At 62.8% G+C, this 25,705-nt stretch carries 21 protein-coding genes; 3 read left to right on the top strand and 18 right to left on the bottom strand.

The genetic code is table 11. From position 1 onward, the window contains the following. Positions 1-333: 333 nt before the first annotated feature. The 3 genes from L1069_RS15280 to L1069_RS15290 form a co-directional block, all read right to left on the bottom strand. Complete coding sequence (locus L1069_RS15280; RefSeq protein WP_237456232.1) at positions 334-2,175, bottom strand: peptidoglycan -binding protein; 1,842 nt, start codon at positions 2,173-2,175, stop codon at positions 334-336. Between the two features lie 3 nt (positions 2,176-2,178). Continuing rightward, positions 2,179-3,369 carry a biopolymer transporter ExbB gene (locus L1069_RS15285; RefSeq protein WP_237456233.1) on the bottom strand — a complete coding sequence of 397 codons (1,191 nt, stop codon included), beginning with the start codon at positions 3,367-3,369 and terminating at the stop codon, positions 2,179-2,181. 77 nt (positions 3,370-3,446) lie between these two features. Continuing rightward, complete coding sequence (locus L1069_RS15290) at positions 3,447-3,977, bottom strand: gamma-glutamylcyclotransferase (protein ID WP_129370161.1); 531 nt, start codon at positions 3,975-3,977, stop codon at positions 3,447-3,449. A 67-nt stretch (positions 3,978-4,044) separates the two neighbouring features. Between L1069_RS15290 and L1069_RS15295 the strand changes: the two genes are divergently transcribed. Further along, positions 4,045-5,043 carry a DUF2125 domain-containing protein gene (locus L1069_RS15295; RefSeq protein WP_237456234.1) on the top strand — a complete coding sequence of 333 codons (999 nt, stop codon included), beginning with the start codon at positions 4,045-4,047 and terminating at the stop codon, positions 5,041-5,043. A gap of 120 nt (positions 5,044-5,163) precedes the next feature. Here L1069_RS15295 and L1069_RS15300 read toward each other — a convergent pair whose 3' ends face one another. From L1069_RS15300 to L1069_RS15320, 5 genes are all read right to left on the bottom strand, one after another. After that, a complete protein-coding gene (locus L1069_RS15300) occupies positions 5,164-5,985 on the bottom strand; it encodes an extensin family protein (RefSeq protein WP_237456235.1) in 822 nt (273 codons plus the stop codon). Next, on the bottom strand, positions 5,982-6,914 hold the full coding sequence (locus L1069_RS15305) for a prephenate/arogenate dehydrogenase family protein (protein WP_129370159.1): 933 nt from the start codon (positions 6,912-6,914) through the stop codon (positions 5,982-5,984). Before L1069_RS15305 ends, L1069_RS15300 begins: the two co-directional genes overlap by 4 nt. Next, positions 6,911-7,996, bottom strand: a complete 1,086-nt coding sequence (gene hisC, locus L1069_RS15310) for a histidinol-phosphate transaminase (protein ID WP_237456236.1) — start codon at positions 7,994-7,996, stop codon at positions 6,911-6,913. The genes L1069_RS15305 and hisC overlap by 4 nt, the downstream gene beginning before the upstream one ends. A 124-nt stretch (positions 7,997-8,120) precedes the next feature. Further along, positions 8,121-9,767 (bottom strand): peptidoglycan-binding protein, encoded by a 1,647-nt coding sequence (locus tag L1069_RS15315; RefSeq protein WP_237456237.1) that lies wholly within the window; start codon positions 9,765-9,767, stop codon positions 8,121-8,123. Between the two features lie 169 nt (positions 9,768-9,936). Continuing rightward, positions 9,937-11,361, bottom strand: a complete 1,425-nt coding sequence (locus L1069_RS15320) for an aminotransferase class V-fold PLP-dependent enzyme (protein ID WP_237456238.1) — start codon at positions 11,359-11,361, stop codon at positions 9,937-9,939. 105 nt (positions 11,362-11,466) lie between these two features. Here L1069_RS15320 and L1069_RS15325 point away from each other — a divergent pair, with 105 nt between their 5' ends. Continuing rightward, complete coding sequence (locus L1069_RS15325; RefSeq protein WP_129370155.1) at positions 11,467-11,928, top strand: Lrp/AsnC family transcriptional regulator; 462 nt, start codon at positions 11,467-11,469, stop codon at positions 11,926-11,928. An 83-nt stretch (positions 11,929-12,011) separates the two neighbouring features. Here the strand turns inward: L1069_RS15325 and L1069_RS15330 are convergent, their stop codons facing one another. The 4 genes from L1069_RS15330 to L1069_RS15345 form a co-directional block, all read right to left on the bottom strand. After that, on the bottom strand, positions 12,012-12,581 hold the full coding sequence (locus tag L1069_RS15330; RefSeq protein ID WP_129370154.1) for a PA14 domain-containing protein: 570 nt from the start codon (positions 12,579-12,581) through the stop codon (positions 12,012-12,014). A 150-nt stretch (positions 12,582-12,731) separates the two neighbouring features. Further along, entirely contained in the window at positions 12,732-13,352 is a 621-nt protein-coding gene (gene rpsD, locus L1069_RS15335) for a 30S ribosomal protein S4 (protein WP_027258072.1), read from the bottom strand. A gap of 318 nt (positions 13,353-13,670) precedes the next feature. Then, positions 13,671-14,732, bottom strand: a complete 1,062-nt coding sequence (locus tag L1069_RS15340) for a Hint domain-containing protein (protein WP_237456239.1) — start codon at positions 14,730-14,732, stop codon at positions 13,671-13,673. Between the two features lie 201 nt (positions 14,733-14,933). Continuing rightward, positions 14,934-15,851, bottom strand: a complete 918-nt coding sequence (locus L1069_RS15345; protein ID WP_237456240.1) for a LysR substrate-binding domain-containing protein — start codon at positions 15,849-15,851, stop codon at positions 14,934-14,936. Between the two features lie 207 nt (positions 15,852-16,058). On the opposite strand from L1069_RS15345, the gene katG reads away from it, so the two are divergent. Continuing rightward, a complete protein-coding gene (gene katG / locus L1069_RS15350) occupies positions 16,059-18,275 on the top strand; it encodes a catalase/peroxidase HPI (protein ID WP_237456241.1) in 2,217 nt (738 codons plus the stop codon). Positions 18,276-18,437: 162 nt separating this feature from the next. On the opposite strand, the gene L1069_RS15355 is transcribed toward katG, so the two are convergent. From L1069_RS15355 to L1069_RS15380, 6 genes are all read right to left on the bottom strand, one after another. Further along, a complete protein-coding gene (locus tag L1069_RS15355; protein WP_237456242.1) occupies positions 18,438-18,809 on the bottom strand; it encodes a cytochrome C oxidase subunit IV family protein in 372 nt (123 codons plus the stop codon). Positions 18,810-18,818: 9 nt separating this feature from the next. Next, positions 18,819-19,535, bottom strand: a complete 717-nt coding sequence (locus L1069_RS15360) for a heme-copper oxidase subunit III family protein (RefSeq protein ID WP_237456243.1) — start codon at positions 19,533-19,535, stop codon at positions 18,819-18,821. Between the two features lie 12 nt (positions 19,536-19,547). Then, on the bottom strand, positions 19,548-20,252 hold the full coding sequence (locus tag L1069_RS24085; protein WP_237456244.1) for a cytochrome c oxidase subunit 3: 705 nt from the start codon (positions 20,250-20,252) through the stop codon (positions 19,548-19,550). Then, on the bottom strand, positions 20,249-22,021 hold the full coding sequence (locus tag L1069_RS15370; protein WP_237456245.1) for a cbb3-type cytochrome c oxidase subunit I: 1,773 nt from the start codon (positions 22,019-22,021) through the stop codon (positions 20,249-20,251). The genes L1069_RS24085 and L1069_RS15370 overlap by 4 nt, the downstream gene beginning before the upstream one ends. A gap of 70 nt (positions 22,022-22,091) precedes the next feature. Further along, positions 22,092-22,925, bottom strand: coding sequence for a cytochrome c oxidase subunit II (locus L1069_RS15375; protein WP_237456246.1), 834 nt, complete (start codon positions 22,923-22,925; stop codon positions 22,092-22,094). A gap of 219 nt (positions 22,926-23,144) precedes the next feature. Continuing rightward, on the bottom strand, positions 23,145-25,610 hold the full coding sequence (locus L1069_RS15380; RefSeq protein WP_237456247.1) for a CoA transferase: 2,466 nt from the start codon (positions 25,608-25,610) through the stop codon (positions 23,145-23,147). Positions 25,611-25,705: the final 95 nt, after the last annotated feature.

The following is a 25,705-nucleotide window of genomic DNA, read 5'->3' on the forward strand; positions in this document are numbered from 1 at the left end:
GCAGCGGCCGGGGCGCAAGCCCTGGCCGCTGCCGGGCCCAACGGGCACGGTTGCCCTTGGGCGGCCAGTGCCGGGCGGGAGGCCTCGCCTGCGGATCCTGCGACTGCATCTGTTCTGCATTTTCCGGTGCCAGGATTTGATAACTCCCGAATTTGCAATAGATTTAAGGAGGCCCTGCTGCCCGGCGGGGCCGCAACCCGTGCGTAACTAGTAGCTTGTCTCCATTAGTGAAGCGGGTTGCACCCTGCAGGCCACCGAAGGGCTGGCAAAACGCGCAGCTTACCGGTTGCACACAGCGCAGCACATACTCCTCCTCCTCAACTGCGTTTTCGCCTATTTTTCAGTGAACTTCAGCTCAATCCGCCGGTTCTGGGCACGCGCTTCGGCTGTGCCCGCCGGATTCACCGGCTGATATTCGCCAAACCCATTGGCCGCCAGCCGCGACGGCGGCACCCCAAGCGCCTCTACCATATAACGCACCACCGAAAGCGCCCGGCCCTGGCTAAGCTCCCAATTGTCAGTAAATTTCGGATGTCCCAGCAACGGCGAAGTGTCGGTATGGCCATCCACCCGGATGATCCAGTTAATCTCCTGCGGGATCGCTGCCACGACGCTTTGCAGAATTGAAACCACCTTGGCAATTTCGACCCGCCCCGCAGGTGAAAGAGTGGCGCTGCCCGGTGCAAACAGCACTTCGGAGGCAAAGACGAAGCGGTCGCCCTGGATGCGCACACCCTCTTGGGTGCCCAGCAAATCCCGCAACCGGCCAAAGAATTCCGAACGGTAACGTTCCAGATCCTGCGCCTTGCTGGCGAGGGCCGCGGCTTCGGCTTCCAGCCGCTTGCGCTCCTGCTCTTCCAGCAGCCGCCGCTTGCGCTCTTCCGAAGCGGCACGGGCCAGTGCTGCGTTCAGATCCTGGCCCAGGTTCTGCAACTGCACCTGCTGGGCAGCATCCCGGCCCTGGTAGTCGTCCAGAATGGCCTGCAGGCCGCCCAGCTGTTCACGCAGGGCCGCCACCTGCTGGTTCAGCAGCGCGGTTTCACGGCGGGCCTCTTCGGAAATGGCCTGTTCCTCAGACAAGGCCGAACGCGCCTGCGCCAATAGGGCTGCGCGTTCTTCGGCCAGGCTCAATTGCTCCGTGGCGCTGCCCTCTGCGCTCTGCTGTGCGGTGACAGCCGCAAGCAGCCGCTGACGCAGAACGTCCAGCTCCCCGGCTTGGATCTCTGCAGCAGCCAAAGCGGCCTTGGCTTCGGCCAGTTCTGCCGCCAGCTTCCCGGCCTCTGCATCAGATCCGGCGCGGGCGGCCTCCAGTTCAGACAGTTGCGCGTCCAGCTGTGTCCTGGCAGTTTCAGCGGCGGCCAGCAGTGTCAGCGTATCCTCCGCCTCCTGGCGTTGCGCCTCCAAGGCCAATGTCATTGCTGTGAGTTCGGCGTCGGCATTCTGCAGCCTGTCCCGCAAGGCTTCGGCGGCGGCGGCCTCAACCAGACGGGCGGCTTCTTCATCGCCCAGCTGATCCTGCAATTCGGAAATCCGGGTTGTTTGCTCGCTGCCCTCGGCCTCAAGGCTGGCGATCAGTGCTTCCATCGCCTCGCGCTGTGCCGCCGCCAGCCGGGCGGCCTCCGCCTGCAGATCAATCTCGCCGCGGGCTTGCGACAGGGCCAGGTTCAGGGCCTCTTGTTCGCTCAACAATTCCGCGCGCGCGGCCTCCAGGTCTGCGCGTTCGGCGCTCAGATCCGCGACCCGCGTCCGGGCGGCATCGCGGCTGGCGATCAGGGCCGCCACCTGCGCCTCAAAACTGGTGATCCGGCTGGCGGCCGCGGCCAGTTCACCTGCCTGCCGGTCACGGTCCGCAGTCAGGGAGGTGATCAGGCTGCGCGCCTGATCCAGATCCTGTTCAGCAGTATTGAGGGTTGACGTCAGCGCCCCAAGCCGGGCGTTCAACTGGCTGTTCTCACGCTCCTCCAGACCCAGGGCCGAGGCCAGCGCGCTCACCTCCGCAGACAGCTCATCCAGCTGGCTTTCCTGGCCGGTAATCGTCTCGCGCAGGACAAATTGCACCACCATAAAGATGGTCAGAACAAACATCAGCACCAAGAGAAGCCCGGTCATCGCATCGACAAACCCCGGCCAGATCGAGGCTTGGAATCGCTGCCCTGTGCGCCGGGAAAGGGCCATCGGTTAATCCCCCGCGTCCCGGCCTGCACCACCGCCTCGGGACAAGCCGCGCGGGCGGGCGAAGGCCCTGACCAACAGGTCGATATCCTTGCGCAGCTCGCTCAGGCTTTCCTGGCGGCCGGCCGAGATTTCCTCGAGGATACGCAGCATCTGCACGTCGATCGAGCGCAGCCGCATCCGGCTTTCGGCGTCGATACCGCCCTGTTCGCTATGGGCGCGCAGGATCTCGGTCAGGGCTTCCTGCCCGACGGCCACCCGGTCCAATGCTGCGGTGACTGTGCCGGTCTGCTCCTGGCGGCGGTTCATCTCCTGAATGGTTTCCACCAGATCGCCCAGCTTTTGATCCACCGCTGCGCGGCCTTCGGAGGTTTCGGCAAACATCGCCTGCAGCGCGTCCATCTGCTCGGCCATGTTGTCGAGCACTTGGGAGACCACGCTGCTATCGCCGGCGCCGTCCTCGCCCGAGGAGAAGCTGACCCGGGTGATCGAAGACAGCCATTCCTCCAGCTCGCGGTAGAACCGGTTCTGGCCGTGGCCCGCGAACAGTTCCAGCAGGCCGACGATCAGCGAGCCAGCCAGTCCCAGGAGCGAGGAGGCAAAGGCGACCCCCATGCCCCCCAGCTGCGCCTCCAGTCCGGTCATCAGGCGATTGAAGACAGACAGCCCCTCTTCGCCTTCCTGCGGTGCCAGGCTGCGGATGGTATCGACCACGGCAGGAACCGTAGTAGCGAGACCATAGAAGGTTCCCAAAAGGCCAAGGAAAATCAGAAGGTTGACGATATACCGGGTAATTTCCCGGTCTTCATCGATGCGGTTGGCGACAGAGTCCAGAATGGACTGTGTCGAGGCCGATCCCAGCTGCATCCGCGCCCCGCGCGAGCGCAGCAGCGAGGCCAAGGGCGCCAGCATTGACGGCGTCCGGCGCTCATCCGAAGTATCGCCGAATGCAAAACGTTCAATCCAGCGCACCGAGCCGATAAGCTGCACCACCTGCCAGAAACAGGCCAGCACCCCGATCACAAAGACAAAGACGATAAAGCCGTTCAGCCAAGGGTTGGCCTCGAACACCGGCAGCACCCGCGGCAAGGCGACAAAGGCGCCAAAACCGGACAACCCCAGTGCGATCAGCATCATGATGATCTGCCGCACCGGCTGGGAAAACTGCGGCCGGGTTTTGCGGTCTGGCTGCGCCATATTGGTTGGCTCCTGACACGTTGACTGCTCTTATTTGGTTCGCAGCCTATAAGCAAAGTGTCAAAAGCGCCAAGGCTTTATGCGGTGATGTCCCGCACCCGGCCTGCCAGCCAGTCCAAGTCGCTGTCATGCAGGCCGATCTCCGCCAGATGCTCAGCAGTGTTATAGAGGTATTCGGTGTTGGGACCGCGCCCGCCCACCGCATGGGCAATCATCTGCGCCTGTTTTTCGAGGCTCAGACCGCCGCAATACTGCACATGGTGCGGGTCGATCACATAGGTGACGGCGGTGACAAGGCTGCCGTCCGCCAGTTCCACTTCCAGATCACGCTCCAAGTAGGCCGAAGAGATCAGCTCGCGCTCGCGCAGCTCTGCCAGGGTCTGCTCCTCGTGACCGGCTTCGACCGACAGCGCCAGCCCTTTGCAGTTGGCCCCTTCGGTTTCGTCCAGCGCCAGCACCAGACCCGGATGATCCTCGGTGCCGCGGTGGTGGATCGAGGTCATGCAGAATGACCGCGCATAGCCATGCAGCACCGCCACCTCGCGGCGGGCCACCGGGAAGCCGGGGTTCCAAAGAAGCGATCCGTATCCGAAAACCCACATAGTCATGTTGTCTGGCCCTTTCTGCTCCCCCTCTATAAACAGCAATCCTGATCCGGACAAAAGAGGCTAACCGATGCGCCTGGCAAAACTGCTGATTGCCGCCCTGATGGTGTGGAGCCTGTATTGGGCGGCGGCGGCCTGGGGGCTGCGCAGCGGCATCGCGGCCTGGTTTGCCGAGCAAGAGCGGCGGGGCTGGCAGGCTGAGTTTTCTGCACTTGAAACCAGCGGCTACCCTATCCGCCATTTAACCAGGATCAGCCGCCCGGCGCTGGCTGATCCTGGCACCGGCACCGCCTGGCGGGCTGACTGGCTGGACCTGGCAAGCCTTGCTGTCTGGCCGGGCAAGCTGGACCTGCACTTCCCGGCCTCGGCCCAGCGGCTGTCCTATTTCGACCGGACCGCGGTAATCACGGCCCAGGGCCTGCAAGCCAGCCTGCATCTGGCGCCGGGTGCGGCGCTGGAAATGGAGGAACTAGCGCTGATCTCGGCCCCGTGGCAGATCGCCCGAAGCGGCGAGACGGTGCTGAGCGGCGCGTCACTGGACCTGCGCATGGTGCAGTCGGACAGGCCTGCGATCTACCGGATTACGGCAGAAGCCGCTGAGTTCGCCCCCCGCGCCGCCTGGCGGCGTTTGCTGGCGGCCAGCTCGGCGCTGCCGGAACGGTTTGACACGCTGGCATTGGACCTGACGGTTGAGTTTGACGCGCCCTGGGACAGGGCCGCACTGGAACAGCAGCGGCCGCAGCCGCGCCGGATCGATCTGAAACTGGCCGAGGCCCGCTGGGGCGATCTGCGGCTGAAGGCCGCCGGGACGCTGGCAGTGGACGCGCAGGGTCTGCCGGAGGGCGGGATTGCGCTGCAGGCGGAAAACTGGCGCGGGCTGGTGCTGATGGCGGAACGCAGCGGCGCGCTGCCTCCCAGCCTGCGCAGCTCTGTCGAGCGCGTGCTGAGCCTCCTGGCAGAAACAAGCGGCAACCCGCGGAACCTGGACATCACGCTGGGGTTTTCCGGCGGATATGTGACACTTGGCCCCCTGCCCCTGGGCCGCGCCCCGCGGCTGATCATCCGCTGACCGCGGATCCGCCTATCCAGCCCCTGAGGCGTTTCTCAGCATGACTTTTTTGCGCGCGCAGCGCGCCCGGCCCAAGGCTGTAATGTGCCCCTGGGCACTTTCAGGCGCGGGAGCACACCGCTAGCGGCAATACGACCCGCCGCGGTGGCGCGCTACATCCAGGTGGAAATGGTCGCGGTGATAGCGGTCGGCCTCTGGCCCCAGAACGGTGCCGAAGGGTCCGCAGGCTGCGCGCCAGATTTTTTTCAGCGCCTTGCGGGTCTTGCGGTTCTGCCAGCCTTTCAGCACCGTCACCGTCTCGCCGCTGGCCAGGGTGAAACCGGAGATATCGATGGCCCGTCCTTTGCCATGTTCCGATATCTTTGCACCGGGACGGTTGTTGCGGGTGCGGCACGCATAATGCGCGGCAACGCGCAGGGAGACCACCTTGTTTCGGCGGCCGAAGGCGGTTTCTACCTCGCGGTTGATCCATGTCTTCAGCGCGCGGGCGGTGTTGCAGGTCATCAGCGAGGCCTGGCTGAGGCGCACCCCGGCAATTTCGCGCACCCGCACCGCATCCTTGGCGCCGCAGCCGGGCAGCGTGCCCGAGACGTGGCCGACACTATCGCCCTGGATATCAATATCGCCGCAGACCGACCCCTTGCGCCGCTTGCGGCGCTTGAACAGCACCTGCTCTGCCAGGCTGTCCGGCCGTGCAAAGGGCAGCAGCGATGATGCCGGCCCCAGCAGCGGCAGATCTGCGGGGCGGGCTGCTGCCGCCAGGATCTGTTCCGATTGCGGGCGCGAAACCGGGCGTAATTCCGGCGAATTGACTATGCCAGCCGCCTCTAAGCCCGCATCAGCCTGCGGGCGCGCAGGCGGCGCAAGCGAGGTATCCGGAGCAGCGGCCAGCGCGGCACCGCCAAGCATCGTTGCCAGCAGCAAGGCGCCCGCGCGGATCACTTCTTTTGCCCCCGGCCAAAGTCCGGCGCATCGGTGTCCTGGCCGGCCTCGATGATGCCGCGGCGGATCGCGCGGGTGCGGGTGAAGTAATCGTGCAGATGGTCGCCGTCGCCGGTGCGGATGGCGCGCTGCAGGGCAAACAGCTCCTCGGTGAAGCGGCCCAGGATTTCCAGCGTGGCGTCCTTGTTGGTCAGGAACACATCGCGCCACATGGTCGGATCCGAGGCGGCAATCCGTGTGAAGTCGCGAAAACCAGCGGCGGAATACTTGATCACCTCGCTGTCGGTCACCCGGCGCAGGTCGTCGGCGACGCCCACCATCGTATAGGCAATCAGATGCGGTGTGTGCGAGGTGACGGCCAGCACCAGGTCGTGGTGGTCGGCGTCCATCTCATCAACATTGGCGCCCATGCCCTCCCACAGGGCCCGCAGGCGGGCGGTGGCTGCGGGATCGGTGCCCTCAACCGGGACCAGCAGCGACCAGCGGTTGTCGAACAGCTCAGCAAAACCGGATTCCGGGCCGGAATGTTCAGTCCCGGCCAGCGGGTGGGCGGGCACGAAATGCACGCCTTGGGGGATATGGGGCAGCACGGCGTCGATCACATGGCGTTTGACCGAGCCCACGTCCGACACCGTGGCGCCGGGTTTCAGCAGCGGGGCGATGTCTTCCATCACCGGACCCATGGCGCCAACCGGCACGCAGAGCACCACCAGGTCAGCTTCTTTCACGGCCTCCTGCGCGCTGTCGCAAACCCGGTCGCACAGGCCGATCCTGCGAGCGGTTGCGCGGGTTTCCGCGCTGCGGGCATAGCCGGTGACCTCGCCCGCCAGCCCTGCGCGTTTCATCGCCCAGAACATTGAAGACGCAATCAGGCCCAGCCCGATCAGCGCGACGCGGCCATAGACCTGCCCGTTATTCCGGCTGCTCATGCCTGCGCCTCTTTGAATGCTTTCACCCCTTGCGCCACCCGGCGGCAGGCGTCTTCGTCGCCGATGGTGATGCGCAATGCGTTCGGCAGGTTGTATCCCGCCACCCGGCGCACGATCAGCCCCTGCGACTGCAGATAACTGTCACAGGCCTCGGCTTCGGCCTGGCTGGCAAAGCGGGCCAGGATGAAATTGGTGCTGGAGACGTCCGAGGGCACGCCGAGTTCAGCGAGGGCATTTGCCAGCCAAGAGCGCCATTTGGCGTTCGTGGTCCGGCAGTTGTTCACGTAGTCCGCATCCCGCACCGAGGCCTCGGCCCCGGCCAGCGCTGTACTGGAGACGTTGAACGGGCCACGCACCCGGTTCAGCACGCTGATGATCTCCTTGGGGCCATAGCCCCAGCCGATCCGCGCACCGCCCAGACCGTAGATCTTGGAGAAAGTGCGCGTCATGAAGACGTTGCTGCGCGCGTTGGCAATGGCAGCCCCGGCATCGAAGCCTTCGACATATTCGGCATAGGCCCCGTCCAGCACCAAGATGGCCCCCGCCGGGATGCCATCGGCCAGCCGGGCCACTTCCCCTTCGCTGATCATGGTGCCGGTGGGGTTGTTCGGGTTCGCAATGAAGACCAGCCTGGTCCGGTCGGTGCAGCCCGCCAGCAAAGCGTCCACATCGGTGACCCGCTCGCGTTCTTTTACCTCCACCGGCGTCGCACCGGCGGCCAATGCGCTGATGCGGTACATGGCAAAGCCGTGTTCGGTGTACAGCACCTCATCGCCCGGGCCGGCATAGGCCTGGCACAGGAAGGCAATGATCTCGTCGCTGCCGGCGCCGCAGATGATCTGCTCCGGCTCCAGCCCGTGAACCTCGCCGATCGCCTGCCGCAGCGCCGCATGGTCCGAACTGGGATAGCGGTGCATATCGGCCGCCGCATCCTGCATCGCCTGAATTGCGCGCGGGCTGGGGCCAAGAGGGTTTTCGTTCGAGGAGAGCTTCACAACGTTGCTCACCCCATTCACATGAGCAGCCCCGCCCTGATAAAGAGCGATGTCCATGATACCGGGCTGCGGTGTGAGTTGAGTCATAATACGGGCTCCTTAATTCCTGCCCGTTCTAGCGGCCCAATGGCTGCTGGGGAAGCACCAAGATGACGCTTCCCCTGTGCTGCCGCCCCCCCGAGCAGCAAACCCAATGACGGTGCGGCCGGCGTTAATGCGCCGCTGCCGACTTGGGCATCTTGCGTTTGGCTTCGGCCATGATGATTTTCTGGATCTTCTTGCGCAGTTCCATGTCCTTGCGCATCGCCTCATTGGCCTGTTTCTGCATGGTCGAGGCCGATTGCGACCCGTCCGAGCTGGTCAGAACCTCGCCTGCGTATTTGCTGAACGACTTGCCGCTGATCTGCTTGGCAATCTCGCCATAAATGGCGTCGCCGTGCAGCTTGATGAAATCCTCGGTCGCCTTGGTGCCGTATTTGGCAATCAGGTCCTTCTTCACCGCTCCTTCCATGGCGGCGGGCGCCAGTTTGGTCTTGAGGAACTTTTCAGCAGCGCCGGTGAAGCCGGAGGAGAATTTGTCCAATGCCTTGCCGGCACCTGCCGACATGATGCCCGCGGTCAGGATCTTGGCAATGCTTTCCTTGATTTCCTTGGTATTCGGCGGCCGGCCCTTTTCGATCAAGGGTTTGGCCAGGCCGATGGTTTCCTTCAGCGCCTCGGTCACCATCGCCTCGCCGGCCTTGGATTTCAGGAACTTCTCAAAGAAAACCTTGACCGCCTTTTTGGGAAACTCGCGTGAGAGTTTCGAGGCTGCGGCCTTGGCCAGATCATCGGCGAGACCTGCCGACAGCTTTGAGGTCAGCTTGCCGCCAGCGGCACCGGCGAGACCGGCGATAAAGCTGTCGATGAAGACTTTCTTGGCCGCCCCGTCCCAGGTCACCTTGTTGCCCGCCAGATGCTCGCCCAGCTGGCCGGCGCTGGATTTCAGCGCTTCGGTGCTTGCGGCGGCAATGGCGTGGGCCTTGGCCGGGGACATACCCTTGGTCGCCACCAGCCGGGCGGTCATATAGGTTTCGACCACGGCAAATGAGACCTCGCGCACGATTTCCAGCTTCCAGACAATTCCGCCGGCAGTGGCGATCCGCTGATCAATGAATTTCTTAAACGCCTTGCCGCCGGTGTTATAGGCTTTGGATGCTTTAACATCCTGTTTGTACACCTTTTTCCAGTCGGGCTTCTTCTTGCTCGTCAGCGTTTTCAGCAGGCTGGATTCAGAGCGGGCATTCAGGATCGGGGTCCAAGGCGGATCGGTCTTGTCGTTGACAACGCTGACAGCAAATTCCGTCAATGCGTTCAGGAAAGTGTCGTTGCCCTGGCGTGTGCTTTCCACCTCGTTGCAGAAATCAACCCAGGATTCCGCCTGGCCGTACATCATATTAGCCTTGGCCAGAAGCTTGCGCCGCAGCTCTTCCTGCCCGGCTTCAAACTCGGCCACGGTGATCAGCTTGGTCTTGCCGTTCTCGACAACTTCAATCCGCTCCACTTTGGTGTCGGCAGAATGCTGTGCCGCCAGTTTCGGCAGGCCTGCGTTCCAGGTCCGCATGCCCGGGTCGACAATTCCGTCAGGCTTCTTGAAACCAAGCTTCTTTTTCTGAAAATCCTTGATCGTGTTGATCAGCCCGGCATCGCATTTGGTGCTGACCTCAATGGAATAGCCGTTTGCCTTAAGCATCAGGCGGACCAGCTCGACATCTGCAGGGGCATTTTTGACCGGCTTGAATTTGCTCTCGCCAGTCTTGGGGTCCGGTTTGGTGATCCGTTTCTTGTCACCAACAGGGGCGGAAAGCTTAAGGGCCATAACAGTACTCCAATCAATAAAATACAGTTAGAGCGTGCCACGCACATCTTCGCGCTGTCGCGGGGGATTTGACCGGCATATTCCCCCTTTAAATACTGGGGTTCGATACCTACATATCACGTGTATGTGAGGTGCTTCCCAGCCCCGGGAAAGCACCCGGTGTGTGTGTCTAGGCGACCAGCGCCTTGAACCGCGCGGTTTCCGGATCGACGTTGTAACGGGCCGTAAGCTCCCCTGCCCTTTGGGTCAGATCGTTGACGCAATCAATGACGTATTGCGCGGTCTCCTCCTCCATCAGGTATGAGAAGTTGAGCCGGACCCAGCCGGGCTTTTTCATTTCCTCGCCTGCCTTCAAGTCGGCAAACAACCTTTCCGACTCCGGCCGGCCAATGCCCAGCAACCGGTGTGCATAAGGCCCCGCACAGGCGCAGCCGCCGCGGGCCTGAATGCCGTAGACGTCGCTTAGCATCCGGGTGAACAGCTGCTGATGCACCGGATTGCCGGCCCCGTCCGAAACCAGAAAGGAGAAGATCGGCAGCCGGTGCGCATCGCGGTGGCCCAGGATCTGCAGGTGCGGATTGCCGGTCCAGCCCGCCCAGGCCATGCCTGCGAACCTGGCTTCACGGGCTTCGATCTGCTCCTGACCGACGGCCTCTTTCACCAGAAATGCCAGCGCTGCGCGGATGTCGCCGATCACATTCGGGGTGCCGGCTTCTTCGCGGGTCGCCAGGTCCAGGCTGTATTCGTGCTGCCATGGGGACACAAAACTGACGGTCCCCCCGCCCGGCCAGGACGGGCAGCGGCGGCGTACAGCGCCTGAGTTGACCACCAGCACACCCGAGGCACCGGGACCGCCCGGAAACTTGTGCGGCGAGACCACCACGGCATCCTTACGTGCCGCCCCGCCCTGTCCCATGTCGATTGGCAGGTACGGGCCGCCGCCGGCATAGTCCCAGACCGCCAGTGCGCCGTGCGCATGCAGCAGGCGGCTGATGGGGTCAGGATCGGTCACGATGCCGGTGACGTTGGAAGCCGCCGAGAAGCTGCCGATCTTCAGATCGCTGCCGGCGTGCTGCTTCAGGGCGAGTTCCAGAACCGCCAGATCCACACCGCCCTCGGCGGCCTCAGGAATTTCCACCACCAGCGCCTTGCTTTCGCGCCAAGGCAGGATGTTGGAGTGGTGCTCATAGGGGCCGATGAAGACAACCGGCCGGGTGGCCTCGTTCACGCCGAACAGGCTGACCAGCCGGTTGAGACCCGCGGTGGCGCCCGATCCGGTGAAAATCACCGCATCATCCCCAGTGGCGCCGGTCATGCGGGCGATCTCAGTCCGGGCCTCGCGGCGCAGGCGGGTCATCTGCGTGCCGCAATAAGAAGCCTCGGTATGGGAATTGGCATAGAAGGGCAGCACCTGGGCTGCCACATAGTCCTCAACCTGGCGCAGTGCCCGGCCGGAGGCGACGTAATCGGCATAGACCAGCGGCACCTCACCATCGAGGCCTGGGATCATCACACCGTCGCCGATTACGCTGCGGCCAAGGGTTCCGTCCTGAGCCGCTTGCCGGATCGTTTCTTTGAATACTGCCAGGGTCATGTCGCGCCTCCGTGATCTTCCGCAATCAATATGAACGGTTTCTGGCGCGTAAATTTTATCAAATACTGGGTAGTTTATGCAATTCTTGTGTCATATGATCTGCATATGAGTAAGCAAGCCGATCAAATTGACCGAAGCATCCTGCGCGCGCTGCAACAGGATGCCAGCCTGTCGCAACGGGAGCTGGCCGACAAGGTGGGCCTGTCGCAGAACGCCTGCTGGCGGCGGCTGAAAGCGTTGAACGACAGCGGGCTGCTGCAAGGGTCCACCGCACGGCTGGACCGCAAGCAGCTGGGGCTGGATCTGGTGGTATTTGTGTTGCTGCGTACCCGGCATCATTCGGCAGACTGGCTGCAAAAGTTCCGCCGCCATGTGCTGACGATCCCTGAGGTGGTGGATTTCCACCGCATCGGCGGTGATTACGACTACCAGCTGAAAGTGGTGACCGAGGACATGGCCAGCTATGACAAAGTGTATCAGCGGCTTATTTCAGGTGTCGAGCTGGACAGCGTGACGTCTTACTTCGCGATGGAAGCCATCGCCGAGGGACGTCCGCTGCCGCTGTAGCCTGGAGGGTTGGGAAAGGGGCGCGCTGCCCCCAGCCCTGCGGGCTTCCCCCGGGGTATTTCCGCCCAGAAAGAAGCAGCGGATCAGTGACCAAAGGCGCTGTTCTTCATCCATTTCGGGCGCTTGCCGTCCGGCCCCATGCGCATGTGCAAACAGGCAGTTCCAAGGCGCTGGAAGTAAAGGATATCAACCGGATACCAGCCCGCTGACGGCACCTCTACTTCTGTCAGGATGGTGCTGTCGCAGGACTGGCGGCCGTCGTATTCGCCTACCACCTGGCCGCCGACCCTGGCGCGCAGCCCGTCATTGGTAAGGAAGTCGATATTGTGGATGCCGGGCTGGTCAATCTTCACATAGCCGGTGATCCGGGCCACGACATTCAGCGCCCGTTTGGAAGTGAGCGTGTTCTGCCCCTCCTCTGTGTCACGGTTGTCGAGACCCGCGATGGGCTGACCCCGCTCGCTGGAGATTTTCAGCGCCGAGGAGGCCTCAACCAGAGACTTCACATCATGCGGATAGGCGTAGACCACCGACAGACCCGGCTTGACGCCGGAGGGCTGCGGGTCTGCCGGGACCAGCTTCAGCGGCGCAGCGCCTGCGGAGGCGGCGGTCAGGACTGCAATCGCAGCAGCAGCCTTCAGATAGGTTTTCATCACTCACTCCCTGTCGTTTTACAGGCAGGATAGTGGCAGGCGGCGCGCAGGGCTACCGGGTTTTGCCAATACGGCCGCAGAGATGCTGCAAACGAAAAAGGGCTGCCCCGCAGGACAGCCCTTTCGCCATGTGCCGTAACGGCAGCAGGCTTAGTTCTTGGCGTAGAATTCCACAACCAGGTTCGGTTCCATCAGAACCGGGTACGGCACGTCGCCCAGGCCGGGGGTGCGCACGAAGGTCGCTTTCAGCTTGGAGTGGTCGGCTTCGATGTAATCGGGAACGTCGCGCTCGGCCAGCTGAGTGGCTTCCAGAACGGCAACCATCTGCTTGGACTTGTCGCGGACTTCGATCACGTCGCCCTCTTTCACGCGGTAGGACGGGATGTTGACGCGCTTGCCGTTCACGGTCACGTGGCCGTGGTTCACGAACTGGCGGGCCGCAAAGACGGTTGCAACAAACTTGGCGCGGTAGACAACGGCGTCCAGGCGGCGCTCGAGCAGGCCGATCAGGTTTTCACCGGTGTCGCCGTTTACACGCACGGCTTCGCCGTAGATACGGCGGAACTGCTTTTCGGTCAGGTCGCCGTAGTAGCCCTTGAGCTTCTGCTTGGCGCGCAGCTGGATGCCGAAGTCGGACAGTTTGCCCTTGCGGCGCTGACCGTGCTGGCCGGGGCCGTAGTCGCGGCGGTTGACCGGGGACTTCGGACGGCCCCAGATGTTTTCGCCCATGCGGCGGTCGATTTTATACTTGGCAGACGTGCGTTTGGTCACGGCTGATCTCCTTCTTTAATGGCATTGCAGCGATTTCCGAAAACCGGTTCCCACTTTTCGGGCTGCAATCGCATACGCCACTGCACCGTCCGTGTTCACCTGCTCCAGGAGCACCTGCAACAATCGAAGGGCGTTGTCCTCTTGCTCCGGATCCAGGATCCAGGCATGACAGGCATCCCCTTGCGGGGGCCGCCAACACCAATGAAGCCGCGCTTATATAGGGGGATGGGACAGAGTCAACATCGGCCAGCCAGGTTTCGCAGGGAAATCCGCGAAATCAGCAAGGGCCCGGACGCCTGGCTGCGTTCGGGTAACGGATCAGGCCGCCTCGTGACCCAGAATCGCAGCCTCGGACGCGCTGAGATTGCGGCGGGCATAGGCGCCATAAGCCAGCGGGTTGCGCTCCAGCCCGGGTTGCAGATGGAACAGCCGCGCCCGGTCGCTGTCGCTGAGCGCGGTCAGGGATGCGTTGGAGGGGTGGAAGCTTTCTGTCTCGACCCCGTTGGCCCAGAGCACCTGATGATTGGCCAGCATGATATGGATATAGGTCGCCTGCCGCACCGAGGCGTCGGGCAGGATTGTGCGGCCGTTGACCAGATCGCCGGCCGCCACCAGAACTTCGGGCGTGTTGAACAGCGCCCGCACCCGGTCGCCGCGCAACAGCATCCGGTGATCCGGCGAGACCAGCAGCTCCTGCTCCGGCCGGTCGATGCCCAGGGCCCCGGCGTGAATGCGGATCGGGCGCAGCCGCGGCATCACGAACAATCGTGCGCCGCTGATCCGGCGGGAGCCGATCCACAGGATTTCCTGGGCGCCGTTGTCGCGGGTCTGCACCTTTTCGCCCTCGCGCAGCCGCTCAACCCGCTTTGGGCCGCCGGGTGTTGCGATCAATGTGCCCGGGGTAAAGCAGATCACACCGGTTTCGCCCTGCGGACGGTCCGCACTGACCGTTCCCAGCGAATGATGCACCACCCACAGATCAGCGCCGCGCGGCGGCAGCGCGTCCACAAACATCAAAAGCGGGCGCTGGCCCGGCCCCACCTCTATGAGAGTCACGGTGTAACTTTGCACGCCATTGGTCACAACAAAGCTGCTGTCCATCAGCGGCTCATCCACCTTGACCGAATCGACATCGGTCCGGTTTTGAACTGCCGCACCGACCAGCCGGCGCACTGACCGTGCCGCCCGGCGGCGCAAATCTGCCTCGCCGTTTGCCATGTCCAGCCGCAACAACTCTGCCGGCCCGTCCACCCGCACAGCATCGCCATGCCAGGACCAAGCCGCCCCTACATCAAGAGCGTCAACCGGTGCGGCCGGAAGGCCGTCAATCTCGGTTTGCGACCAGGAAACAACAAACGTGCCACGAAAGCCCGTTATCATCTGCCTGTATGCCTGCCTAAGTTCGTTTTTTATTAATGAAATCTTAACGACGCATCTTCAGGCCTGAAACCGCCGGGCCATAAAATGGTTGTGATCGTGCCCTTTACGCATCATTCCTCATGCGCTTGCAGCGGCTTTGGCGGCACTCAATCGCTGGATAGCAGCGCAGGTAATTGTCCGCAATCGCGCAACAAAGCCGTTTCAATTCAGCGGACTATAGCTGGATCGCAAGGCCTGTGCGGCCTGCCGCACCACCTCTGCCACCTGCAGAAGCTGCCGCGCAAGCGGGTTGCTGCGGCGCCAGATCATGCCAATGGTGCGGGCCGGCTGAGGGTCCCGGAAGCGCGCGACCGAGACAACAGCCGAGCGGGTCTCGACCGGGACGGCCATTTCGGGAATCAGCGTGACACCGATTCCTGCGCTGACCATCTGCACCAGGGTCGACAGCGAGCTGCCATCCAAGAGCTCGCGCGGGGCCGCCGACTGCATGTTGCAGAACGACAGCGCCTGATCGCGGAAGCAATGCCCCTCCTCCAGCAGCAGCAGACGCATTTCGCGCAAACCATCGGGACCGGGAACCGGCTTGCCAGTGTCTTCGCCGGGACGCACCAGCACAAAATCCTCTTCGAACAGCGCAACCTCCTCAAAGGCCGGTTCCGAAACCGGCAGCGCCACAATCGCCGTGTCCAGCCGGCCCTCTCCCAGTTCTTCCAGCAGCCTTGGGGTCACGGTTTCGCGCACTCGGATGTCGGCCTCCGGGTACTGCCGGGTCAGGTTCCCGACGATGGACGGCAGCAAATAGGGCGCAATGGTGGGAATCACCCCGATCCGCAGCCGTCCGGCCAGCCCCTCCCGGGACGCCCGCGCCAGCTCGCCCAGCTCATCAACGGATCGCAAAATACCACGTACCCGGCCTGCCAGGTCATCCCCCAGGCTGGTGAGCCGCACCTGGCGGGCGCCGCGCTCAACCAGCTGCACCCCCAGCGCCTCCTCCAACTCCTTGATCTGAACAGACAAAGCGGGCTGGGACACTGCGCAGGCATCTGCCGCGCGGCCGAAATGGCGGTGCTGGGCCAGCGCCTCGAAGTAGCGCATCTGGCGGAGAGTCACGTTTACCATAGGATTTTATTATCACTGCGATGAATAAATGCAACTTAATCCAATGGTAATTCCCTGCTAGCCTCCACTGCAGGACAACAGGGAAACCCGGCAACAGCAGTCTGTGCCCCAAAGCACTTTCAGGCGGCACCTGTGCTGCCGGACTGATCCGGGAACGTTTTTGCCACGACACAGTTCAACTGTTTGAAGCCACGATCGGAGAAGAATATGGACGGAAATACCCCCGCAGGAAAATGCCCGGTGATGCACGGCGCGGCGCTGAATACCGGCAGCGGCGGCACCTCGAACCAGGATTGGTGGCCGAACCAGCTGAACCTGAAGATCCTGCATCAGCATGCGCCCAAGTCGAACCCGATGGGGGCTGACTTCAGCTACCGCGAGGCCTTCAGCAAGCTGGATCTGGAGGCGGTGAAAAAGGATCTGTTTGCGCTGATGACCGACAGCCAGGACTGGTGGCCTGCGGATTATGGCCATTACGGCGGACTGTTCATCCGCATGGCCTGGCACAGTGCCGGCACCTACCGCACCGCCGATGGCCGCGGCGGCGGCGGCACCGGAAACCAGCGCTTTGCACCGCTGAACTCCTGGCCGGACAACGGCAACCTGGACAAGGCGCGCCGCCTGTTGTGGCCGATCAAGCAGAAATACGGCAACAGGATTTCCTGGGGTGATCTGATAATCCTGGCCGGCAATTGCGCCATTGAATCAATGGGCGGCCCGGTGTTCGGCTTTGGCGGCGGCCGCACCGACGTTTGGGAACCGGAGGAAGACGTCTACTGGGGATCCGAGACCGAATGGCTGGCCACCAGCGATCAGGCAAACAGCCGTTACTCCGGCGACCGGGACATGGAAAACCCTCTGGCAGCAGTGCAGATGGGGCTGATCTACGTCAACCCGGAAGGTCCCGACGGCAATCCGGACCCGGTCGCCTCGGGCCTGGATGTGCGTGACACCTTTGCGCGCATGGGTATGAATGACGAGGAAACCGTAGCGCTGGTTGCAGGCGGCCATACCTTTGGCAAGGCACATGGTGCCGGTGATCCTGAGCTGGTCGGCGCTGAACCTGAAGCCGGTGCGATGGAGCAGATGGGCCTCGGCTGGATCAATACGCATGGCTCCGGCAAGGGCGGCGACACTACCACCTCGGGTATCGAGGGCGCCTGGAAGCCGAACCCGACAACCTGGGACATGGGCTATTTCGACGTGCTGTTCGGCTATGAGTGGAAGCTGGAGAAAAGCCCCGCAGGTGCGCAGCAATGGCATGCGCAGGACGTGGCGCCGGAGCATATGGTGGTGGATGCCCATGACCCGAGCAAGCGCCATGCGCCGATGATGACCACCGCCGATATGTCACTGCGGATGGACCCGGCCTATGAGAAGATCTCGCGCGATTTCCATGCCAGCCCGGAGAAATTCGCCGATGCCTTTGCCCGCGCCTGGTTCAAGCTGTGCCACCGCGACATGGGGCCGAAATCGCGCTATCTGGGCAGCGACGTGCCTGCCGAAGATCTGATCTGGCAGGATCCGCTCCCGGCAGTGGATCATGCGCTGGTGGATGAACAGGACACCTCGCAGCTGAAGGCCAAGATCCTGGCAACCGGGCTGTCGGTTTCCGAGCTGGTCTCGACCGCCTGGGCTTCGGCCTCCACCTTCCGCGGTTCGGACATGCGCGGCGGCGCGAATGGCGGCCGTATCCGCCTGGCGCCGCAAAAGGACTGGGAGGTGAACCAGCCGGAGCAGCTGGCCAAAGTGCTGAACACCCTGGAAAGCGTCCAGTCCGAGTTCAACGCAAGCGCTGCAGGCGGCAAGAAGATCTCGATGGCGGATCTGATCGTGCTGGCGGGCTGCGCCGGTGTTGAAGAAGCCGCCAAGGCCGCAGGCCACCCGGTTTCGGTGCCGTTCACACCGGGCCGGACAGACGCATCCCAGGAGCAGACCGATATTGAGGGCTTTGCCGTTCTTGAACCGGAGGCCGATGGTTTCCGCAACTACCAGAAGGCCGCCTATAGCGTTCCGGCTGAGAAGATGCTGCTGGACCGGGCGCAGCTTTTGACCCTTGGCGCGCCGGAAATGACCGCGCTGATCGGGGGGCTGCGGGTGCTGGGCGCCAATCATGGCGGCTCCAAGCACGGGGTGTTCACCGACCGGGCCGGCACGCTCAGCACCGATTTCTTCACCGCTATCACCGATATGGGGGTGGAGTGGAAACCGGCTGAGGACGGCACCTACGAGGGCCGCGACCGGGCCAGCGGCACCGTCAAGTGGACCGGCACGCGGTCGGATCTGGTGTTCGGCTCCAACTCGCAGCTGCGGGCATTGTCCGAGGTTTATGCGCAGGCAGACGGCGAGGCGGCCTTTGTGCAGGACTTTGTGGCAGCCTGGGTCAAGGTGATGAACGCAGACCGGTTTGATCTGGCAGCGTAAGCTGCACCTTACTTGAAATGAAGGTGCTCCGGAAATCCGGGGCGCCTTTTTCGTTGCGGCCTTTGAGATACAAAGCGAAGGGCAGCGCCTGACCTCGGGCGGGCGCGATAGCGCCTTCCCAAGGTCAGGCGCCGCTCGGCCTTCGGCCGGGCGTTTTATCACTTACTCGGACGCGGCGGCCCCTTGCCCGAACTCAATCACCCGTGTCTCTGCCGTGTAATCCGACTCAATGATCAGTATCGCCAAGAGCCCGATCATCGCCAGGGGCGGCAGCAGAACCGCATAAATCAGCGCCAGCCGTTCCCAGGCCATATGCATGAAGACCGCGATAATCAGCCCCGCCTTCAGCGTCATGAAGATCAGGATCAGGCTCCAGCGCAATAGCCCCTGCAGCTGCGCGTAGTCCACCCAATACGACGCCGCGCTGAGCACAAACAACAGTATCCAGACTGCAAAATAGAGCTTTAGCGGATGCTGCTGCCCCTCGTCATGCTGCAGCTCTGCGGCCTCGGCGGTTAGCGGTGAATGTGTCATATCGGCCCCCTACCACAGATAGAAGAATGCAAAGATGAAGACCCAGACCAGGTCGACGAAGTGCCAGTAAAGCCCCATGATCTCCACCGCCTCGTAGTCGCCGTTGCCCGCTGACATCCAGCTGCGCTGATTGCGGTCGAAATCGCCGCGCCAGACCCGGCGGGCGACGATCACCAGAAAGATCACCCCGATGGTGACATGGGTGCCGTGAAAACCGGTGATCATAAAGAAACTGGCGCCGAATTGCTCGGCCCCCCAGGGATTGCCCCAGGGACGCACGCCTTCGGAGATCAGCTTGGACCATTCAAACGCCTGCATGCCGACAAACATCGCACCCAGCGCGGCAGTGGCCAGCATCAGCACGGCGGTGGCCTTGCGCGCCTTGCGGTAGGCGCAGTTCACTGCCATCGCCATGGTGCCGGAGGAAGAGATCAGCACAAAGGTCATGATGGCAATCAGGATCAGCGGCAGGTTCGCGCCGCCGATATGCAGGGCAAAAACCTCACTGGCGTTGGGCCACTCCACGGTGGTGGAGTTGCGGGCGTTCAGGTAAGCGACCAGGAAACAGGCAAAGACGAAGGTATCGCTCAGCAGCAAGATCCACATCATCGCCTTGCCCCAGGAGACCTTTTTAAAGGCCCGCTGATCCGACCCCCAATCGGCGGCAAAGCCGCTATGGCCCTGCTGCTGCAGCGTCTGATCCTGGCCTTGGAATGGATGTTCCATCTGTCTCCCTCCTCAACTCACAGCCGCGCGGCAGAGCGCCAGAAACGCATTGCCCCAGCCCTGCAGCAGCGCAAACAGCATCAGCCAGAACGCCAGCAGCGCGTGCCAGTAGAGCGCACAGAGCCGGACACCCGGCAGCAGTGCCTTCACGTCCCCTGATCCGGTTCCGGCATGGCGCGCGCAGACCATCGCCAGCGCAACGATACCGCCCAGCATGTGCAGCCCGTGCAGGCCGGTGATCAGGTAGAAAAAACTTGCCGCCGGGGTGCCGTCCAGCCGGTAGCCGCCATCAGTCAAAGAGATCCACACCTGCATCTGGCCGGCCAGAAAGGCGAGTGTGGCGATGCTTGCTGCAATCAGGCTGCCGCGCAGCCAGCGCTGCGTGCCTGCCCGTGCGGACATCACCACAAATTGCAGACACAGGCTGGCCAGCAGCAGCAACGCCGTGTTCAGCCAGACCCGGCCCGGCAGCGGCACCAGCTCCCATGGTGTTTCTTCGATCTGCATGACAAAGGCGCTGCCCAGCATGGCAAACAGCCCTCCGATCACAGTTACAAAGACCGCTATGAAGATGATGCCCGGCGCGCGGCCCGGACCATGACCGGCCAAGGGCGCAATCCCGGTTTCCAGCCAGGGTTTGGCGGCCAGATGCTGCTGCGACAGCCATAGACCCGCAGCCAGCGCCACCAGCGCCAGAAAGGCGAGGATGACAGTCACAGCCGCTGCCCCTGCCCGTCCGGCACCCAAGGGTCAGTCTGTGCGACGTAATCCTCAGCCGCGCCGGGCACGCTGTAGTCATAGGCCCATCGGTAGACATTGGGCAGCTCGTCCCAATTGCCGTGCCGGGGCGGGATTTCGGGTGTTTGCCACTCCAGCGAGGTCGCCCGCCAAGGGTTGCTGCCCGACACACGCCCGTGGCGCAGGCTCCAGAGGATATTGAACAGGAACAGCAGCTGCGCCGCGCCGACAATCAGCGCCGCCGATGAAATGAAGGCATTCAGCCCTTCCACCGGCGCAGTAAGGAACTCCGGCTCGCCAAGCTCGAAATATCGCCGCGGCACGCCGACAAGTCCGACATAGTGCATCGGGAAGAAGATCGCATAGGCACCGATAAAGGTGACCCAGAAATGGATCTGGCCCATTGCCTGGTTCAGCAGACGGCCGGTCATCAGCGGATACCAGTGATAGATCGCGCCAAAGATCACCATGATCGGCGCCACCCCCATCACCATGTGGAAATGGGCGACCACAAACATCGTGTCCGACAGCGGCACATCAACCACCACATTGCCCAGGAACAGACCTGTCAGCCCGCCGTTCACGAAGGTGACGATAAAGCCGAGTGCAAACAGCATCGGGATGGTCAGATGGATATCGCCCTTCCACAAGGTCAGCACCCAATTGTAGACCTTGATCGCGGTGGGAATGGCGATGATCAGCGTGGTGGTGGCAAAGAAGAAACCGAACCACGGATGCATGCCCGAGACATACATATGGTGCGCCCAAACAATAAAGCTGAGCGCGCCGATGATCACGATCGCCCAGACCATCATCCGGTAGCCGAACACGGTCTTGCGCGCATGCACGGCAATCAGATCGGAGACGATGCCGAACGCCGGCAGCGCGACTATGTAGACCTCGGGGTGGCCGAAAAACCAGAACAGATGCTGAAACGCAATCGGGCTGCCGCCGCCATAGCTGAGCTTTTCACCCAGTTCTACCAGCGTGGGCATGAAGAAAGAAGTGCCCAGCAGCCGGTCGAACAGCATCATCACACAGGCCACAAACAGCGCTGGAAACGCCAGCAGCGCCATCACCGTGGCGGTGAAAATCCCCCAGACCGTCAGCGGCAGCCGCATCATTGTCATGCCGCGGGTGCGGGCCTGCAGCACGGTGACGGCATAGTTCAGCCCGCCCATGGTGAAGCCGATGATGAACAGGATCAGCGAGAGCAGCATCAGGATGATCCCGCCCTGCGCACCGCCCGGCGTGCCGGACAGCACAGCCTGCGGCGGGTACAGCGTCCAGCCTGCGCCGGTGGGGCCGCCGGGGACAAAGAAGCTGGCCACCAGCACCAGCACCGCCAGCAGGTAGATCCAGAAGCTGAGCATATTGACGAAGGGAAACACCATGTCCCGCGCACCGACCATCAGCGGGATCAGGTAATTGCCGAAGCCCCCCAGAAAGATCGCGGTCAGCAAATAAACCACCATGATCATCCCGTGCATGGTGACAAACTGGTAATAGGCCTCGGCCGTGATGAAGTCGAAAGTGCCTGGAAAGCCCAGCTGCAGCCGCATCAGCCAGGACAGCACCAGCGCCACCATGCCGATTGCAATGGCGGTGCCGGAGTATTGGATGGCGATGTATTTGGCATCCTGCGAGAAGACGTATTTGCCGATCCAGCTGTGCGCATGCGGCGGCATCACATCGGCCACTTCGCGTGGCGGCAGATTGCTGTCCGGTTCAGGCAAGTAGTCGGTCATTGCAGAACTCCATCCAATTCTGATGTATCGCCCGGCCTTCCTCACAAAGGGGCGCATTGCGCCCGCCCCCTCAGCGCCTTGCGAGCCTGGTTCCGGCTCCGGTTTCAGAGCCCCCATTGGCATATTCTTCAAAAGTCAGCTGCTCCTGCAGCCACTCTTGGTATTCCGCCGCCTCCACAACGTTCACATAGCCGCGCATGAAGGGATGGGCGGTGCCGCAGTACTCGGCGCATAACACTTCAAAGGTGCCGGTGCGGGTGGGGATGAGCCAGATATAGGTGACCATGCCCGGCACCATGTCCATCTTGGCGCGGAATTCAGGCACGTAGAAATTGTGCAGCACGTCAATCGAGCGCAGCAGCAGCTTCACCGGCTTATCCACCGGCAGATACACCTCACCGCCCTCGACTATAAGGTCATCCTTGCCAAAGCGGTCATGCGGATTGACACCCAAGGGGTTTTCCCCGTTCACCCATTCCGCATCGGCGGTGCCCAGCACCCCGTCAGCACCGGGCAGCCGGTAGGCCCAGCTCCACTGCTGGCCAAAGACTTCAAGTTCAGTGGCCTCGTCCGGCACGGTGACGAATTGCTTCCACACAAACAAACCCGGCACCAGCATCGCCGCGACCCCCACAGCGGTCACGCCTGTCAGCCACACCTCCAGCCGTTTGTTTTCCGGGTCGAATTCAGCCTTGTGCCCGGGCCGGTGGCGGAACTTCCAGACGCAATAGGCCGTGAACAGGACCACCGCGGCAAACACCGCGCCGGTGATCCAGAAGGTTATAACCAGCGTATCGTCGATATAGTCCCAATTCGACGCGATCGGCGTCCACCACCACGGGCTTAACAGATGGAACGCAACAGATCCCGCCACGATCAGCACAAGCACGACCGCAATCAGCATCCCGCCCCCTTTCCCCGCTGCCCGGACATTTCCGTCCGTCCGGCACACAGGTTCATTTGGCATGAGATGCCACTATATTACGGTTTCACAAATTAATCCAGATTCCGGAAGTTTTACGCCTTTTGCGGCAGGTAGTTTCCATTTCCCCGCATTTCCCGGCAAGGACAAACAGGCGCCCGGCCCGGGCACCCGTACTCTGCAAGACCGCAGATCCAAGGTCTATTCCGGCAAGTATTTTGCCGACCAGGCCTCACCCGCAGCACCGCTGCTAATCATCGCCTCAGCCTGTTCCGGCGGGTAACCCAACCGCTCCAGGATGGTTCTGGTGTGCGCACCGTATTTCGGCGCAGGCCCCGGTATAGTGATCCGGCCTGCTTGCGGGCGCACCGCATTCGGCGCCACCAGATCGCACCAGCGGCCCATCGGGTGCCGGTCGTGGCGGATCACCCGGAACGTTGCTTCCTTCAGATCGATACTGCCGGCGCTTTCCAGCTGCAGCGCCGCATCGCGGGTTTCGTGCAGCGACGACAGCGGCACCGCCGTGGCAGAGGTTCCGGCAAATGCCGCACGCCAATGCGCCAGCGGCTGCGTGCTGAACCGCACGGACAGGGCGGCATGCAGCTGATCCACCGGCAGCGCGGCCAGATCTGCCAGCTCTGCCACCCGCGCCAGCGCAGCGCCGCGCTCACTGGGCGCCGCAAAGAAGAACCAGCCGTCCGCGGCCTGGTAACAATGGTAGAACGGCCCCCAGCCCAGGGCCTCGCGGCCTGAGGGTTCATCAAAGGGCACCCTGCCCGCGTGGCCGTACATGAACTGCGCCTGGATCAGATTGCCCGCCGCCGCCAGCGAGGCCCGCGCCACCCCGCCTTTGCCGGTTTCCTTAAGCCGCAGCAAAGCGCCGCCCAGAGCCACACAGGCGCAAAAACCGGTCAGCACGTCGATGGTGCCGAAATGGGCGTGCTCCTCGGGTGTGCCCATGCCGCCGCCAAAGCGCAGCATCACGCCGGTGGCGGCTTGCGCCAGATCATCATAGCCCAGGTGATCAGACTTCGGTCCGCGCATAGGGCCGCCAAAGGCATCCAGCTGCACCAGGATCAGGCGCTGGTTGATCTCTGCCAGCCGTTCCGGCGAGAGGCCCAGTTTGTCCCGTTGCTGGTCGGTGCCGTTCATCGTGATTACGTCAGCGCCGGCAATCAGGCGGGCCAATGCGTCCTGCCCCGCGTCCGTGCGCAGGTTCAGCAGGATGCTTTCCTTGCCGCGCTGCGCGTGGATGCCAAAGACCACCGTGTTCCAAGGATCGACAGACGGCTCCACCGGCTGCACCAGCGTCACCTCAGCGCCGAACCGCGCCAGGGTTGAACCGATGGTCGGCCCGGCAATCACATTGGTGAGGTCAACGACCCTCAATCCGTCGAGCCATCCTTTGCCCTCGTGACTGCTGCCACCGCTGCGCTCCGGCTCAGCCAACAGCGCAGACAGATCAGCGTTGACAGCGCTGATCTTCTGCGCCGCGCCTGCGTCATCACTCAGCCAGGCCACATTGCCCATCTGACGCATTGTTCCGTGCTTGGCATCCTCCAGCTGCAGCACCAGGCCCGAGGCCAGCGCATGCGGGTCATCAAGCCATTCACTAGTGAAACGCTGTGCAGTGGCAGGGGCCTTGGCGGCGCCGAACAGATCCTCCCACTCATACGAGGGCTTGGTCAGGAATGCGGCCTTCATCGCAGATGACACCCGCGCACGGTCGGACGGACCCACCGGATAATTGCGCATTGACCATTCGGCAGGCCAATCCTTGGTGTCCAGATAGGCTGAGAAATCCGGCAGCTCATCGGCCAAGTCCTTCAGCCCAAGGGTCTCCAGCACCCGCCGCGGGTGAGTGGCGACCGAGCCGGCCACCACATAGAAGCCGCGCCCGTCGGCGCAGGTATAGGTGCGGTAGAACGGGTCGAGGAATTCGGACAGCTCCGCGAACTTCAGGTTCATCGGCAGGCCTTCGGCTTCGCGCCGGTCCAGCTCCACCTCGCGCGGGGATTTATAGCGCTCGGGGTAGTCCTCGATCTGCTCGCAGTTATAGACCAGCCCCTCCAGCAGCGCGGCGGCCAGCGGCACCTCGATATGGTCGCCGCCGTTCTGTTCCCGCGCGTTCAGCGCAAACAGCACAGACATAGCGCCAAAGCTGGCCCCATAAGCCGAAGCCAGCGCCAGAGGCGAAAAAGACGGGTTGATGCCCATCAGGCGGCGGTTCAGCCCCATATCGGTGAATTGGCCGGTATAGGCGGCAATCACCGCCTCCCAGGCGGGCAGGTCCGCGAGATCAGCGTCAGTGGAGGCAAAGCCAGGCATCGACAGATAGACCAGCTGATCGTTGGCCGCGCGCAAGGCCTCCGGCCCCAGGCCCAGGCGGTCCATAACACCGGGGCGGAAGTTTTCGATCACCGCATCGGCACGTTTGGCCAGCTCAATTGCGGTGGCGCGGCCTTCATCGGATTTCAGGTCCAGTTCCAGCACCTGCTTGCCCCGCGACAGCATGTCGAAAGCCGGGCCGTCAAAGCCGGTGCCGCCGGGCGGAGTAATGCGGATCACTTCGGCGCCCATATCGGCCAGCATCATGCCGGTCAGGGGACCGGCCAGGTAATGGCCGAAGTCGAGAACGCGGATATGGGAAAGGGGGCGCTGCGGCATGGGGAGGTCTCGCCTGTTGTCGGTTCAAAGTTCAATCCGCAACAGATTATCTTCAGACCCCGCAATATCCACTGGCCAAAAAAGCATGCGCTCCC

Source organism: Leisingera sp. MMG026 (genome assembly GCF_021654205.1).
In the GTDB taxonomy this organism is placed as follows: Bacteria; Pseudomonadota; Alphaproteobacteria; order Rhodobacterales; family Rhodobacteraceae; genus Leisingera.